This is a genomic window from Paenibacillus sp. cl130 (assembly GCF_900116035.1).
Classification (GTDB): Bacteria; Bacillota; Bacilli; order Paenibacillales; family Paenibacillaceae; genus Paenibacillus; species Paenibacillus polymyxa_B.
The window spans coordinates 250,901-266,209 of sequence record NZ_FOYG01000005.1 but is presented as its reverse complement, the minus strand read 5'-3'; the positions used below and the strand labels follow the sequence as shown (position 1 = coordinate 266,209).

At 43.5% G+C, this 15,309-nt stretch carries 11 protein-coding genes; 2 read left to right on the top strand and 9 right to left on the bottom strand.

The window, feature by feature from the left end; all coding sequences use genetic code 11:
• Positions 1-8 precede the first annotated feature (8 nt).
• The gene (locus BM358_RS15885; RefSeq protein ID WP_028541090.1) at positions 9-1,295 is read right to left on the bottom strand and encodes a cellulase-like family protein; all 1,287 of its coding nucleotides are present in this window, start codon (positions 1,293-1,295) and stop codon (positions 9-11) included.
• Positions 1,288-4,644, bottom strand: coding sequence for a DUF5107 domain-containing protein (locus tag BM358_RS15880; RefSeq protein ID WP_028541091.1), 3,357 nt, complete (start codon positions 4,642-4,644; stop codon positions 1,288-1,290). The genes BM358_RS15885 and BM358_RS15880 overlap by 8 nt, the downstream gene beginning before the upstream one ends.
• A gap of 136 nt (positions 4,645-4,780) precedes the next feature.
• On the opposite strand from BM358_RS15880, the gene BM358_RS15875 reads away from it, so the two are divergent.
• Positions 4,781-5,662, top strand: a complete 882-nt coding sequence (locus BM358_RS15875) for an AraC family transcriptional regulator (protein WP_028541092.1) — start codon at positions 4,781-4,783, stop codon at positions 5,660-5,662.
• A gap of 115 nt (positions 5,663-5,777) precedes the next feature.
• Complete coding sequence (locus BM358_RS15870) at positions 5,778-6,752, top strand: bile acid:sodium symporter family protein (RefSeq protein WP_023986870.1); 975 nt, start codon at positions 5,778-5,780, stop codon at positions 6,750-6,752.
• A gap of 266 nt (positions 6,753-7,018) precedes the next feature.
• Here the strand turns inward: BM358_RS15870 and BM358_RS15865 are convergent, their stop codons facing one another.
• The 7 genes from BM358_RS15865 to BM358_RS15835 form a co-directional block, all read right to left on the bottom strand.
• Positions 7,019-7,444, bottom strand: coding sequence for a MarR family winged helix-turn-helix transcriptional regulator (locus tag BM358_RS15865; protein WP_028541093.1), 426 nt, complete (start codon positions 7,442-7,444; stop codon positions 7,019-7,021).
• A gap of 162 nt (positions 7,445-7,606) precedes the next feature.
• Positions 7,607-8,218, bottom strand: coding sequence for a hypothetical protein (locus BM358_RS15860; protein WP_231517150.1), 612 nt, complete (start codon positions 8,216-8,218; stop codon positions 7,607-7,609).
• Between the two features lie 668 nt (positions 8,219-8,886).
• The gene (locus BM358_RS15855; protein ID WP_028541094.1) at positions 8,887-9,678 is read right to left on the bottom strand and encodes a hypothetical protein; all 792 of its coding nucleotides are present in this window, start codon (positions 9,676-9,678) and stop codon (positions 8,887-8,889) included.
• A 53-nt stretch (positions 9,679-9,731) separates the two neighbouring features.
• Positions 9,732-12,755 (bottom strand): phage baseplate assembly protein V, encoded by a 3,024-nt coding sequence (locus BM358_RS15850; protein WP_028541095.1) that lies wholly within the window; start codon positions 12,753-12,755, stop codon positions 9,732-9,734.
• 11 nt (positions 12,756-12,766) lie between these two features.
• Positions 12,767-13,201 carry a DUF4280 domain-containing protein gene (locus tag BM358_RS15845; protein WP_028541096.1) on the bottom strand — a complete coding sequence of 145 codons (435 nt, stop codon included), beginning with the start codon at positions 13,199-13,201 and terminating at the stop codon, positions 12,767-12,769.
• Positions 13,202-13,228: 27 nt separating this feature from the next.
• On the bottom strand, positions 13,229-14,653 hold the full coding sequence (locus tag BM358_RS15840) for a phage baseplate assembly protein V (RefSeq protein ID WP_028541097.1): 1,425 nt from the start codon (positions 14,651-14,653) through the stop codon (positions 13,229-13,231).
• Positions 14,640-15,308, bottom strand: a complete 669-nt coding sequence (locus BM358_RS15835; RefSeq protein ID WP_028541098.1) for a hypothetical protein — start codon at positions 15,306-15,308, stop codon at positions 14,640-14,642. The genes BM358_RS15840 and BM358_RS15835 overlap by 14 nt, the downstream gene beginning before the upstream one ends.
• Position 15,309 lies beyond the last annotated feature (1 nt).

Sequence of the window (15,309 nt, the reverse complement as noted above, 5' to 3'; positions counted from 1 at the left end):
CTCACTCGTTAATCTGAATTCAAGATAAATTGATTCCATTTGCGCTGCCAAGCGATATCATTCCAGAATGGATGATGGGGAGCACAGTTAGAGCAGAGGGTCATTCCCCAGAACCCAAGTGCCATTCCTTTTCGCAACACATATTCAGCGATAAATTTGCCGACTGGGCCTTCTTCAAATTGGGCATACAGCGGCGTGTAGCCTACATAACCTTCTCCTATGACTATTGGAATACCGGAATGACGAGTCCATTCATGAATTTCTTCTAAACGGGTGTCGGCCTTCTGCAACATGGCAATTTTATGGTCTCCATACCGATCGTACAAAAATAAATCCCATTGGTCGGGATCTACCCAGTCGTGTAAATAAATAAGCCTCATGCCGACTGGATTGCCTTCCATCCGCCAATTCTGCTCCGGAGGCAGGGTCCACTTTGCAAATGGAGGAGCATCTTCTCTTAATAGGGATTGTACGAATGGATTGGGGAACGGCGCCAACTCATCATAAAGCCCTGCCGCTTCCATAAGCTCATTGAGCACCCCTTTAATATAAAGATGAAAATGGGCAACCTGCATATTGCGCGCGACGTAAGCTTTAGGGTAGGCTTCATTTAACGTATAGCTTGCCGTCATCATAATATCGGGATGACATTGGCGAAGATATTCAATCGCTTCTTCTACATAGGGCTGCATGGCTTCAATAAGCGCTGGTACATTCGTTTCGGCTATGCCTTCAGACGTCCCAACAGCGTTTAACTGCCCAAATTCCACTTCGTTATGCAACTCTGTATAGATGATCTGGTTCCTATAGCCTTCTGCTGTGACGAAACGGATCAACTGATCCATTGATTTTGCAATGGCCATGAATCTCTCCTTAGGAGGTATTGCAGCTAATTCATCTCTAAGCTCAGCATGAGCCAGAAAGCTGGGACTCTGCTGATATTCCCAAGAGGATAACATAATGTAACAGTTATGAGCCTTTGCTTGTTTAAACAGTTCAAGTAAATGAGCATGCCCGTCCAGCACTGCGCCGCCACGACAGTTATACCAACGCGTACGCTGACCTACTTCCCCAAGGTTAGCAAACTCCAAGGGTCCAGGACGTTTGCCATCCGCTGTAAACAACATGAATGGCATAGCACATATTCGGATCGTATTGTACCCTCTTTCGACCGCTTCTTTAAAACGGGCTTCAAGATCGCTGTAGGGCTCACCTTCTTGCGTCATTGTATACCAAGAAAAGTCCCACATGGTGATCGTCAATTTGCGCGGTACATTTCTCATGAGATTACTCATTTGATTTCCCCTCCCAGCTCCAGTCCATATGGTTCAATGCTCCTTGATGGTTAGCTTCCAGCTTAAGCACCGATTCAAAATGCAAGATAGCTTCGTCCTGTCGTCCTAATCCAAGCAAACCAAGTGCTTTCATATAAGTACAATGAACCTGATTACGATTATTCAGGTCATCTTCAAAGATGAGAAAGTCGGGTAACGAAACCGCAAAATAATCCATTTTCACGGGTTCGAACAAGTGCCTTTCGGCGTAATCAATGAGCTTGTTGAATCGACGATTGCCTTCCTTCGCATAACCAAGTTTCTGCCAGGCCAATCCTTGGTAAAATATCATATCCGGCTGTTGATCGTTATAATACATGGCGTTAATGGGTTCCCCCTGTCCTTGAGAGGCCGTGGAAAAAGCCTGCCTTGCCTCATCTGTTAATTTCAATAGCTCATACGCGCAGCCCAAATAATAGTAGATATCGTTATCTCGGGAACCCTCTAGCTTACCTTCGCCAAGATTCTCTGGATACACTAGAGCCTCCCGCAGCCCTTTTACAGCCTGCTCAATCTGCCCAGACCTCAGGTCGGACTTCGCAAGCTCTACCTTGGCAAGCCTATACTGTCCAGTTACCTTCCCCTCTCCGCCTTCCCATGGATGAAATATTCTCCCTGTCAGCAAGGACAACGCTATTTTATGCTGCTTCATCGTATTGTGAACGGTTACATATTCCAAAAACAGATCATCGCGAAGCTTTATGATTCCCGGATAACTCTCCATTAGGTTCAATCTGTCGTTGGGCTTGATGTTCAGCTTCTTATACAGCTGGTCAAGCTCATAAAGAACACGCGCGTCTGAAGTATTGCACGCAAAGGCCTGCTCTAACGAATGGCGAGCCTTCTTTACTTGGCCTTGTTTGTTAAAATATCCAAGAGCAAGATTACGGTGAACAACGGGGTAAGTATCGTCAATGGAACGAGACGTTTCCCAGCTGGAAATGGCATCCCAATGCCGTTTCTTGTCATAGAGTAAATTACCTAAGTAATAATGCGCCTTTCCATCCCCCGGTCTCGTTCGAATTGCAAATTGTAACACATCCAACTCCAACAGACTGTTAGGAAAGCAGTAGTCGGGAACTGCAACTGCGGCCTGCGCGAGAGCATTATTCGCCTGCTCATACTTGCCGATTTTAGCATAGCAGAAGGCCTGAACGTAATGCAGCATAGGGTATGTTTTCGCCTGCTCTGGAGCTTTTTCCAACACACATACTGCATCCTCATAGAGTCCCGCCGCTGCATAGTCCGATGCTACTGCTATATAATTATGCACATCTCCACGCATCCATTTTTCCAGCTCTTCGAAGACCGTTTTAGCATCATCTCGTAACCCGAGAGCCTCTAATGATAATGCTTGCTCACGGTAAGCTCCAAAATCGGCGATATCGAGCTTAATCGTTTCCTTGGAATAGGCTATTGCCGCTTCGTAGCTGCCAAGCTTACGAAGAATAGCCGACTTCAGGTTGCGTGCTTTGTAGTTGCGAGCATTTCGGATTGTCGAGCGCTCCACGAGTTCCAACGCTTCTTCATAGTTCCCTTTTTCTGTCGCAATCTGTGCCAGTGAGAAGTACCCGCTGTCTTGCCATGCCGCACTCCATACTGATTTATAAAATGCAGCAAACGCCTCATCCATCCGCTCTTGGTGTTTTAGCGACAAACCAAGCTGGTAGTAGGCCTCACCATCATAGGGATTAGAGTTACGCCAGGTTACCCGCGAGATAGCTTTACGAAAGCACTCTTCACTTTCTGAATACAATCCTCTACGAAGAAACAACGTACCATATGCCACATTTATACGGCTGTCATTTTCATCTCTTTTCAGGCCCTCAAGATAATACGCCTCGGGTTCAAAGGTAGCATGACGGTATTGCTCCAAGTGTTGTCCTGCTAAATACAATTCTTCGTTCGTTCTTAATTCCTCCGGTTCTGGCAGGGGGGCGGCAGCAGCCGGCATCTGTTCAACTTCCTTTTTCTTCGGCTGATAGCTAATCAACTCCCTTCCGGTCGCGTCTTTGACGGTTAAGCATAGTTCATAATCCTCATCCTCAGCCAAAATAACTGTCTTCTGCATAAAGGCCTTATTAGGTGTCAGATCTAAGGTTTCTTGGATATAAACTTTCCGCTGACTACTTAATTTCACAACAGCGTCACGAAATGACGAAGTTACATAGACTCCAATCTGTGCTGTCCCTTCGCTGCGATTTAATTCCAAATTAACGGCTGCGTCAATTGAAGCGTTTTTGACCATACCAATATGTTTGTAAGGCATAAAATACTGCGAGAACGATTTTTCTTCATACGGCTGAAGCCAAGTGAAATCTGGTTGGTTATCGGTATATACCCCCGTCATCAACTCGATGTAGGGACCATCTTCGTCTGTTAGATTCCGGTCCCATGCTTGGCCAAATTCGCCATTTCCCCATGTCCATTGCTTTTTTCCGGGAGAGATATGATGGTTGGCCACATGCAAAAGCCCGGCTTGTTTCATATGGTCGTAACCACCTATGAAATTGTAATCCGATTTATAGGCCATATATGAAGTGGGGACAGGAATATTTTTGTATCGGGAGATATCTACGCCTTCAGAATAATCCATTTTATAATAAGTGCCTGTAGCGATCGGGAAACGGGATACATCTCGCTTTCCATGGTCGAACACGGCTGATACGTCTGGAGGAAAAACAGATTGTGTGTGCTCATGTACCGCTACGGCTGGATTGGCCCACCATAGAAACGTTTGAGGCTCGGCAGTCCGGTTGTATAGCTGGGCCCCAACTTTAAGGTATGCTTTATCCGGTTGGAGTGTAAATCCAGCTGTTACTTTCGTGCCGAACATACGATCAATTTCGCTCACCCATACCGTTGCGCTTCCGTCCTCATGTTCTTCCAACTTGTATTCAACGGGTCCGTAAGTGTTGGGACGGTGATGCTGAGGCCAGTTGAACTCAATGCCTCCAGATATCCACGGCCCCAATAAGCCCACAAGCGCTGGTTTGATGACCCTGTTATAATAAACAAAATCGTAACCGTTGGTCTTGTCGACCGCACGATAAATGCGGCCTCCCAGTTCCGGCATGATCTCAATGCGTAAATATTTATTTTCCAGAAAAACCATTTGGTAATATTCAAGCTTCTTCTCATCCTCAATTTTATCAATTACCGGATGCGGATACACTCGACCAGAACTTCCCTGGTAGACACGTTTCTCCAGAAACATTGGATTTTTGTCGGGTTTGCCAATTCCATATGTGGGGATCTGCACGGTTTCCTCCCACACGCGTGCCTTAGCGTCGAAGATGCTCAATTCCATCACTCCCTCATAGTCGCTCTTATATTCAGAGCTTACAAGTAAGCGACATTACAGACAATTGACAATCCACTGTTTATGATGGATTATATACGTATTTCATCATTAGAGCCGCCTAAGGCTAGGAGATGGATAGATTATGAATAAGAAAGCTGATGGATTTGAGGGTGAAAAGTTATATGTCCTTCCACCCTATATGCTGGATAAATTAAATATGAATCCGCTTACAAAAAATCTATATATTACGGACATAGGCTGCTTCAGCCATGCCCGCCATCATTTTCGTGAAAGAATGCACGGATGTGACTCTCATATATTCATCTACTGTGCCAGCGGAAAAGGTTGGATACGAACAAAGGATGGCCTAACGATTGACATGACGGAGCGAAGCTTTGCGTACATTCCCAGGGACATGCCACATGCTTATGGGGCTGACGATGGAGATCCTTGGACGATTTACTGGTTTCATCTTAAAGGGGACCAAGCTGATGATTTTATGGCATTATTTGAGCCTTTTAAAACGTATATTTCAATGGCCTCCAGTGATGAAGTCAAACTACTGGAGCTATTTCATCAGTGTTACGACCTTTTACTGAACAAATCATACTCCAGCATACATTTAGTTCAAGTATCGCAAACTATCCGTTATCTGCTGAGTTTTGTTGTATCGGTTGCATTTCGCAAGGAAGACAGTACGTACCAGAGTCATGTGGATAAGGCAACACGCTATATGAGTGAACAATTGGAATCCACCCTTTCGCTTGAGGAGCTTAGTCGGCATGTTCAGGTATCCAAGCAGCATCTGAACTTGATATTCAAGCAATCCACCGGCTACTCTCCTGTCGATTACTATTTAAGAATGAAGATACAGAGGGCCAGTCAGCTTTTGGATTTGACGAATGCTTCTATTAAAGAAATTAGCATACAACTCGGTTTTAGGGACCCTTACTACTTCTCCAGGCTATTCAAAAAAATAATGGGCTGCTCTCCTTTGGAATATCGAAATAATTTGAAGGGTTGATCTATGTTCATCAGGAGCGTTCAAATTTGCTTCTATCGGGCTACCGCAAGGTCACAGATCATTTACGAATCAGGGGTGCAAGGTCTATACTTAAGGTTAAAAAAGGAAGTTTTGTATGCTCCTCACGTTGAATCGAAGACTAAATGCAGCTATGCCGCTAATTACACCAATCAGCATTTTAATTGGCGTCCTGATCGGTACGCCGTTGTCACAATATACCGAACTCTCTCCCTGGCTGTTTGCATTCATGACCTTCGCGGGCAGCATCAGTATGGGGTTTAAGGATTTTGTCCATGTGATAAAGCATCCTGGTCCGCTGATCGCCTGTCTGTTTATTCTTCACCTGGCCATGCCGCTTCTCGCCATGATGCTGGGGCATCTGGCCTTCAGTAATGATCCTTATACGATCACTGGACTTATTCTTGGTGCAGCTATCCCTACAGGTATTTCCAGCTTCGTGTGGGTCAACATCTATAAAGGCAACACGGCGCTGACATTGGCGATCATTCTAATTGATACGATTTTGGCCCCATTCGCCGTGCCGGGCATCATGTCCCTGCTGATCGGAGCGGATGTGCATCTCGATACCTGGGCGATGATGCAGAGTCTGTTCTGGATGATTGTCGTTCCTTCGCTAATCGGCATGGTATTGAACGAATGGACTAAAGGGAAGATCAAGCAGGTATGGGGACCTCGGCTAGGCCCGTTCTCCAAGCTGGCTATGGCTCTTGTCGTCATGATTAACGGATCTGTCATCGCGCCTTATCTGGTCGATTTTAATCTCAAGCTTGTTGGAGTATGCCTATCCATAGTCGTCCTTGCTTCCACTGGATATGCGATCGGTTATCTGATATCAGGGCTGATGCGGTGGAATAATGCAGACCGTACGGCGCTTGTCTTTAACGGCGGCATGCGTAATATTAGCGCGGGAGCTGTGCTGGCCATCACCTATTTCCCGGCCCCGGTAGCACTGCCTGTTGTACTCGGGATGATTTTCCAGCAATCCACGGCATCTCTGGTCGGATTTCTGCTAAGTCGTCGCGACCGCGGCAACGCCAAGGAAAAGCGCAATACGGCCTCAGTTTCTTAAGCAAAGGGGGCTGGCGGCGGTTCCAGACGATAAAACTCCTCCTTATGAGGAGGAGTTTCGGAAGGGCGTTTCTATGCGCACATGGTTGGGAGCTTAATTAAAACATGCATGCACAATCATGTAAATGTTCACTTTCCAATCATAACATTTCTATTGAATCGTCTAGGGTAATAAACTAAGCCCCTGTAAAGAGCCTTTCGTGGCACAACGTTCAAGCCACATATTACCCTAAGGAAACTAAGAACGATATACACAGGTTGCAAAGTCTAAAATAGCTTTTGCGTAAGAGTTTGAAATTGTGACTTCACTCCATCTTTCTGAAGTTCTGATTGTAACACCTGATTAAAGGTTTGAAGTGCACGCTCGAATTTATTTTCACCTAATTCCGTAATCCGAGTATACACACCTCGTCGATCATCCTCGCATGTATATCTTTGTAAAGCCCCGCAGTTTTTGGCTTCCATTCTCACTACGAGTCTCGATGTCGCACTTTGACTTAATCCCACCAATTCTTGAAGTTGCTGCAGTCGTAATTTTTTTTCCTCGGAATTGGATATAAAACCCAACACATAAAACTCCTTCAAGGATAAATCATAATTTTGTAGCAGAGCTTGTTCTAACTTATCATTTAAAGTGGAATGGATGTGAGACAAAGACAACCATACATCCAAAAGTTCGTTTTCATGTTGCAAGTTTAGACCACACCATTCTATATTGAAGTATCTCCACTTAGTTTAACCTATTGTATCAAGCTTAAATGGAATGGTCAAAACCCATACAATATTTTAAATATTACAATCCGTCGTCACCGAACCAGTATGCAAATGCAGTGTGTTATTAGTCGAATGACAGGTTCATTCGAAATTGGTATTTACCACAAAACCAGCATCTTCTAAATAAGGTGGGCTAAATCCGCTTAACCACAGGAACATATCATCAAGTGGATCTTTACCTTCGAAAAAATCTTCATACAATTTTCTGACTTCCATCGAATCTAATTCTTCTTGCATGTTGATTAACCTATCCAACTGTTCTAAAATACTTACTTCCTTTGATGACAACACCTTTGACTTAATAAGCGTGTCTTTCATATTAGGAAGTAACCCTCTTGGCCAGCAATCTTCATACACACCTCTGTATGAATCATATAAGAAAGTGATCTGACTTATTCCCGCATATTTCCGAACGTGTGGATGCACTAATAATAAAAATTGAGCGACGATTCCAGAACGCTGGCTTATATAATAGGCCTCTTGTACTTCCTTCATTAAGTAAGATTTGGCTTCTACAGAATTAGCAAAATAATTGATGTACATTCTTGAGAGAACACTTATTAAGTGTTCTTTCTCTAAGTTCTCCTCCAACTTCTTAATTATTTCTTTTTCACTAATCCCCGCTTGTATAAACCCTATTAAACAAGCTGACACCCCTTTCACATTAACAGCTTTTTCAGCTATACATAACATATATTTATCAAAAATTTCCTTGAGGTAGTTTTCACTAAATGAGTTTGCCTTCTGAAGTGGAGGAAAGTAAAGGGGATTTCCAAAAATAAATTTATTTAATCGTATATAACTATCATAAAATGAAGATATTAATAGCAGCTCGCCTCATTCCACATTTCCCTTAATTCTCAAGTAAAGTTTGATTCTAAAGAACCGTTTTATTTGCGGAATAAAGCACTAGTAATGATACCATACGCTTTTTGTTGCTATAAGTTGTTTTTTTCAAAAGGAGAAAAAAACAAAAAAAAGTTTAAAAAGAGGTTGGCTTAATTCTACTGCCCACTTTTTAACCTAAAAAAGCGACGATATCGACGAAAGCGTCATTCTACGCCAAAGTCAATACCGTCGCTCTTTTCTAAAGAGATCTAGTAAATAACATGTCAACCTTAACCTTTACAAAAAAATCTTCCTTACTGCCATAATTCAAAAACCGTTGAATGAGCATCTACTCCCCTTCCCTGTGGCCAGGTATCCCATGTATCTTTTAGTAACACTATAAAGCTGTGACCTGTCATCAAAAGTGTGCCTTTCTATCTTGCAGACTAGTGTGATTTTTAGAAAACGGCTCATAAGTCATTCAAAAAATTCGCTGCACTTGATTTGCCAATCTGCCTCCCCTAAAATTGAAACTACTCTGGCAAAGTATAAATAACATCAAACGGATTCTTATCTTCAAAAAATTCTGCATAAAGTTTTTTAGTTTCTCTTAAATTTAAATTCACATTACTTCGTAATAAGCCACCTAATTTCACCAATACATCTGCTTCCTTTGGAGTTACTATTTTCTTTGCTACTATTTTTTCTGTGTTTTTTGGAGTTACCCACGCCCAATCGTTCACAGCAGATTCAGTAAATGGATATCCAAAAGATAACGAACTGATATGAGCATATTCTGAACACAACGGATGCACAATTAACAAGAAAGCTCCAATTACCGCTGAACGATATCTTATTCTTTGTGCTATTTGAACCCGTCGAGCGAATGACTCTAGATGGCTAGGTACATCCCCCCATTTAGAGCGGCCCATTGAAACTAATATTTCGATGGCGAACTCATGATCTAAGTTCTCAGCTAGCTGCAAAAATATTTCATTGTTAGTAGAGCCCGCAGCGGTAAATGCACCTAAACATCTTGCTGCTTCCTCAACGTTAGTCGCGCCTCGTGATAAAAGTCCTACATATTCATCTAAGAATTCATTTCCAGTGACATAATCAGGAGACTCAACAATGGTCTCAATTAAAAGTGCCTTTGTGCTTTCCACCTTAACTAAAGAAATCATATTAACAAGCTGAATATAGTAGTCACCTTCTAATTCTTCTAAATTACATTGATTCTTTAGCAACTTCAAAGCAACTACTAAAATACCATCATCTCCATCTACTGAAGCGTTGGTTATCAACTCCATAATTTTTTTTACCATATATCCTTCCCTCTCTCTTTCCCTGATTTCATCAAAGGGTATTTCACTTCAATTTATAAATGATTCTGAATAATTTTCCACTCTATAACACCATTTACTTCCTTATAAAGAAGCCTCATTTTATTCGATGACCCTGTGTTTTCTTCGACGAGATCAAGGCTATTCCATCCATCGTCACGGGGATGATCTCTAAAATCAGATAATCTTTGCGCTGCAGCTGAATCTCCATTTTTGCGGGCTACAAGATCATTTAAGTGCTGATTAGCTATTCTCTTTTCATCCCTGGTAAGATGCCTACGTACTGGATTCTGTGTTTTTTTAGCTATCCTTATATCTAATGAAATCAAATCATTAAGTGCATCTCTGGGCTTCATATTAGCATGTTTAATTCCTAATAATTTCTCAGGTGGTATAGATTCTGGCCCCTCAGAAGTGTGATCATCCTTCTTATGCGATCCTCCTGGTGAAGCACCGTCATCTTTAGAATGCTTCTTTCCTTTCATTCCAACAATAAAAGCAAATGCTGTATCTACTAACAAATGGGCATTTTCTTGTTTGGATCTGTTTATCGTTTTTTCATAAGCAGCATCTGGATCCGTTATGACTTTAACTATTTTATCTGCTACGTCTTGTTTTCCTTGGAAGTTATCGGCCACCATTTGACGAATATCTAGATTAGGAAAGTTACGTATTCGCTCCCATGTCGCCTCTACATTTTCATGAGCAGATTTTTTGATTTCATTGAGCACAATCCGCTCAGTCTCATTCAGGTCTTTCATAAAAGGACTTTCCCTATACGGCCCGTACTCTTTTCTATAATCGTCAATTGAATTCAGAAAATCAATTAGATATTTCTTCTGTTCCGTCGTGTATCCTTTCATATCATCCCGATACTTGGAACTCATCAAAGCTCTGTCACTATATCGAAAATGGTTGTCCGTCTGCCGCTGATGTTCCATTAATGCGACTATATCTGTGGAGAGATCTTGATTATTATAATAAGCATCCAGCGCCTTTTCAAACTGTTGATCCACATTTCTTTGATACCAGCGTTCCCGTATATCAGAAGGAATATCGCTATAGGCTTGTACGGAAGCCTGATTGACTCCCTTTACATAGTTGATGAAGTCATGTATGGATTGTACTTCTCCATACCCTCTGGCACTCGTCCATACCTTGCCGAGAAAATCCATCGTCGCATGCCGTTCACGGGCTCTCTGTTCCTCCGCGTGTGCATGTAAGGTTTGAGCAGCAACCTTGGCCGTCTTCCCCAACACCACTCCCCAACCATGGGAAGGGACGCTGGCAATCATGGACAATCCTGCTGCCGCATATTTAACTATGGATGACGGTCCAGAGGAAGCCACTTCGGAACGAATCGAAGCTATTTTTTGACTTGCTGCTTTCGGTATGGCACCCAATACAGGAATAGACGCAGCCACATCACATACTTTCTGGGCTAATCCCAATACGCCATCGAGTAGACTAGCCTTCGGTGAATTTGGAGTGTTTACGGCTGACTTAACGGCTCCCCCATCTTTCGATGTAACGCTTGAATTGGAGCTTCCCCCTGTACTGCTGTTTGCTGCACTTTTTGCCGCCTGCGCCTCCGCATAAGCTTTCATAGACATTAGTGGTGGTTCCCAAATCGGTGCTAAATCAGCAACAAAAACCGATCTTTTAACCGTGCCTTCAAGCTGTACTTTAGCGGACCGTATATCTGTTTCCCCATCCAACACCAAGCTACTGCTGCCCGCTTTGAAATAAATAGCCTCGGCAGCTTGAATATTCAGCTCCCCGTCTGCATGCAAGGAGAGCGTCTTACCTGCCGACAATGACAATTCATGTTCACTGACGACCTGAATACCCGAACCATTCATTGAAATGTGAACCTGTTCCGATTTAGCCGTCACCTTCAATTCACTGGCACTCAGCTTGATGTCCTTGCCATGAGGAGTCCCCCAATACTTGGTGGCTGGATCAGTGAGCTTGGGGGACGAGCTTCGCCCTTGTCGTATGGAACTTGCCGCATATCCATCCGCCTCCTGCTCTGTAGGGAAGCGGACAGATACTGTATCTCCTCGTTCCGGCATGACGTACCAACCGCTATGTCCTTCGGCGGTATAACTACTGGCATACGGAAACCACCACGCCTTATCCCGATCTTGTTTTTCATCCACTGTAAGATGAACACGGATTCGGCCTGATTTGGCTTCTATTACACGTCCTTCGAATGAAGCTCCTGTGAGGTGGGGGCACAAAATCTCTGTTTGCTGAATTCCCTGTTCGTGAACCAGTTCATATTCGTGTAATAGCAACCCTTTCCGCAATTCAGAAGTGACTTCTGCCACCATCCATTGCTCACCATTCCAATTCGTGAGGTCTCCGGGCCTGGCAAGCGTTTCACTCTCCATCATATAGCTGAATTCCGCTATCCTTTTCGGATCAAAACTACGTCGAGTACGGTAAACCGGATGCTTCATCTCAACGTACTGCCCCTCAGGCATACCAAACCAGAATTTAGGTCCATTCAATGAGATCTCTGGGATCAACACCGTTCCAAACCGGGAAGCCATCCGTTTGAGAAAGGCCCAATCCGTCTCTCGATATTGTAAAGTAAATTCATGTAAGATAGTACTATCTGTTATGTTATCAATAACATCGGCCTGATTGTGCTTCTGAATGATTTGCTTGATCAAATTTCCGTAGGGCATTAAGGTATCCTGATAAGACCGCGTTACAGGTGTGATATCCAACTGAATCGTATGAGAAACGGCTTCAAGCTCCACATAATAGATGCCACGCACCATCCGTGTTTCTGCATGGACCAGTAAACCATGGAACAAAATGCGTTCAGGCTGACCATTCTCTGTTTTGGTACGGATAATGACCGGTTCGTTATCCTGATCCTGTTCTATGTAATGATCTCTCTGCTCTTCATCTAACCATCCACTGATCTTTAACCGGGCATGGTCATTTAATTTTCGTTCAATACGCAGTTCGCTTATTGTTTGAAGAGGATATGGACCTGTACATTCCAACTCCGTATACGTTAACATCGTTTGTGTGTGATTCAACTTGTACCTCCTTACTCCAGCGTCTGGCCATCGTCTGTAATCCGAATCATTCCCCCGTATAGGCACGCATTCGAGCATTGATCCAGCAAGGCTGGTTCTCCCTCCACAAGCACATCACTTTTGCCGCCGATCCAGGGTCCGGTGATGACCGGAACACAGTTCGCTTTTTTCACCCCGTAGATATCCACCATGTCACTACTTTTGACCGCTGGATTAGCTGGACAGGAGCAACGACCGAAATTGCTGATATTGGTTCCTGGCAAGTAATCTCTAACGTTCATTTGCGCTTTATCTTTTACATATACTCCGTGACTGAACGGACGTTTGAGACGTGTCGGTTGCGTACCAAAGCTGCAGCTTAAGATCGCTCCAGCAACAACATATCCTTGTTTACTTCCCCGTCCAGCTTGAATAGGTTCCTTATCGGAATGAGGCTTATTTGCCATTCTTCTATTCCCCCTTTCATTCCTTTCCTAGTTCGTCTTCACTTCACTGCCCAGAACATTTGTCATTCCGCCCAGCGATACGGTGCTGCCTTTGCTAGTCATTTGAATTTCATTCCCTGCCGTGATTTTCACTTTACTACCAGAATGAATGGAGATATTTCCTCCTGCGGAGAAATGAATCTGTTTGTCGCTTACAATATGAATACCATCTTTCTCATTTAACTGAATATACACAGCCCCCTCCTTACTGGTGATTACAATTTCATCGGGAGTTAATTTGATTTCCTTGCCGTGGGCGGTCCGAAACAATTTGATGTCGGGATTTGCAAGAGCATGCTGCTCTACACTCTGATTCTTTTGGCGCAAAGATGTACTTGCCATGCCTTCTTCTTCCCGATGGGCAGGGAAATAGAGTAGCACGGTATCTCCCAACTCAGGCATCACGTACCATCCGCTATGTCCTTCCGCAGTATAAGGAGAAACATACGTGAACCAGTGGGCCTTCGTAGGGTCTTGAACGGCATCTATATTCAAATGTAATTTGATACGATCTCGCTCTACCTGAATGACTTTACCCGGTAAAGACAGACCGATAAGCTGTTCGTTAAAGACTTCCTTGTGCCTCAACCCCTTGTGAGAAGTTAAGGTATACACGTGCTGCAGTACACCCTTTTGCATGTGAGTATCTACCTTGTACACGTACAAGCTTTTACCTTTAAAGGTAACGGTGCTGCCTAACTCCAAAACTTGCTCCGCCTCAACCAGATAATCAATAAAATCATGCTCGTTTACATGTGCTGTATCATTGCCGTTAAAATAACGATAATCCGCAACTCGTTTACTGACGGTATAATGATAATTCGTTAAATCAAGTCCTGACGGGGTCTCCTCAACACCAAAATAACACTTCGGCACATCAAACACAGAGGCAGGCGTGAGTGAAGTATGATAACGCGAAGCGATCCGCTTTAGGAACTCCCAATCTGTTTCACGATATTGGACCGCTATGCGACCTAAAGCTGCTCCCCCTGTAGCCGAATCAATAATGTCAAAACCGGGATAATTCCCACCTACAGCCCGCAGCAATTCCTCTACCTTCATATTTTTATCTTGAAAGGACCTGTCTTTTTTGCGAATATCCAGTTTATACGTGTGTGATATAGCTTCGACCTCCAGGTAATACACATCTCGGACAGCTCTGACTTCCATATGAAGTACCGTTCCGTTAAATAGCGGTGTTGGTGTTCCTGCCTCATCCAATTGTGATACACAAACCGGGGAATCGGCTTCGATCAATTGAACATAACTGTCCTGTAATTCTTCAGGTAAAATAGCTGTAAAAGAGAGCCGGGTATGCTCATTCAACCGCTTGGTCATACGCAATTCCTGAATACTCACCAATTCAAATGGTGTAATTTGCAGCCGATCATATGTAATGTTAGTTAATGTCATAAGAGTTACTTTCCTTTCGCTCGGGTTCGATTTTCAATGTTAGCAGCATACTGCGGGCAACGGGCTTCCAGCTCACTATTTCTTCTTCCGTACAGTTAAACGCACACATTAGCGCCCGTCCTTCCAATACTGTAAAAAAAGATAAATTATACATACGAGCATTCCATACTGGCGTCATGAATTCGCAGTATCCTATTCGATTCTCTCCTACCTCCAACACTTCATGGCCAAACCATTCGGTCAACTTCTGGGTTTGTTTTACCACCTGAGCCATCTCATCCGTAAAGTCCTCCAACTCTTCTATTTGCAACGGGCTTTCGGTATGCTTGAAGGTTAAGTTAATCGTGCCTGCCTCATTAGTGAAAATAAAATCTGGGCGATGGTGAGAAGGATATTTTAATAGCTGCTCATCAATTGGCATATCCCGAAAGCTCTTTGGCATTGTTATACTGATGCGTTCATCCACTAAATACCGCTGAGCAAAAACCAGACTTTCCCCTTCAAGCTGCATGAATGTTTGTAATGTTTGCCCAAACGGCTCCTTATCGTGTGCGTGACTTAAAGCTCCATCCTCAGTTAAGGATGGATTATTTTCGTCATTTTCTGATGTTACCGTATGTAGCAAAGAAACAATTTTCTTATCCAGATGTTCCACA

Excerpts from the sequence above, each read along its gene's own strand:
- BM358_RS15885 (WP_028541090.1), bottom strand. The coding sequence starts at position 1,295 with ATGAGTAATCTCATGAGAAATGTACCGCGCAAATTGACGATCACCATG.
- BM358_RS15880 (WP_028541091.1), bottom strand. The coding sequence starts at position 4,644 with ATGGAATTGAGCATCTTCGACGCTAAGGCACGCGTGTGGGAGGAAACC.
- BM358_RS15875 (WP_028541092.1), top strand. The coding sequence starts at position 4,781 with ATGAATAAGAAAGCTGATGGATTTGAGGGTGAAAAGTTATATGTCCTT.
- BM358_RS15870 (WP_023986870.1), top strand. The coding sequence starts at position 5,778 with ATGCTCCTCACGTTGAATCGAAGACTAAATGCAGCTATGCCGCTAATT.
- BM358_RS15860 (WP_231517150.1), bottom strand. The coding sequence starts at position 8,218 with ATGTTATGTATAGCTGAAAAAGCTGTTAATGTGAAAGGGGTGTCAGCT.
- BM358_RS15855 (WP_028541094.1), bottom strand. The coding sequence starts at position 9,678 with ATGGTAAAAAAAATTATGGAGTTGATAACCAACGCTTCAGTAGATGGA.
- BM358_RS15845 (WP_028541096.1), bottom strand. The coding sequence starts at position 13,201 with ATGGCAAATAAGCCTCATTCCGATAAGGAACCTATTCAAGCTGGACGG.
- BM358_RS15840 (WP_028541097.1), bottom strand. The coding sequence starts at position 14,653 with ATGACATTAACTAACATTACATATGATCGGCTGCAAATTACACCATTT.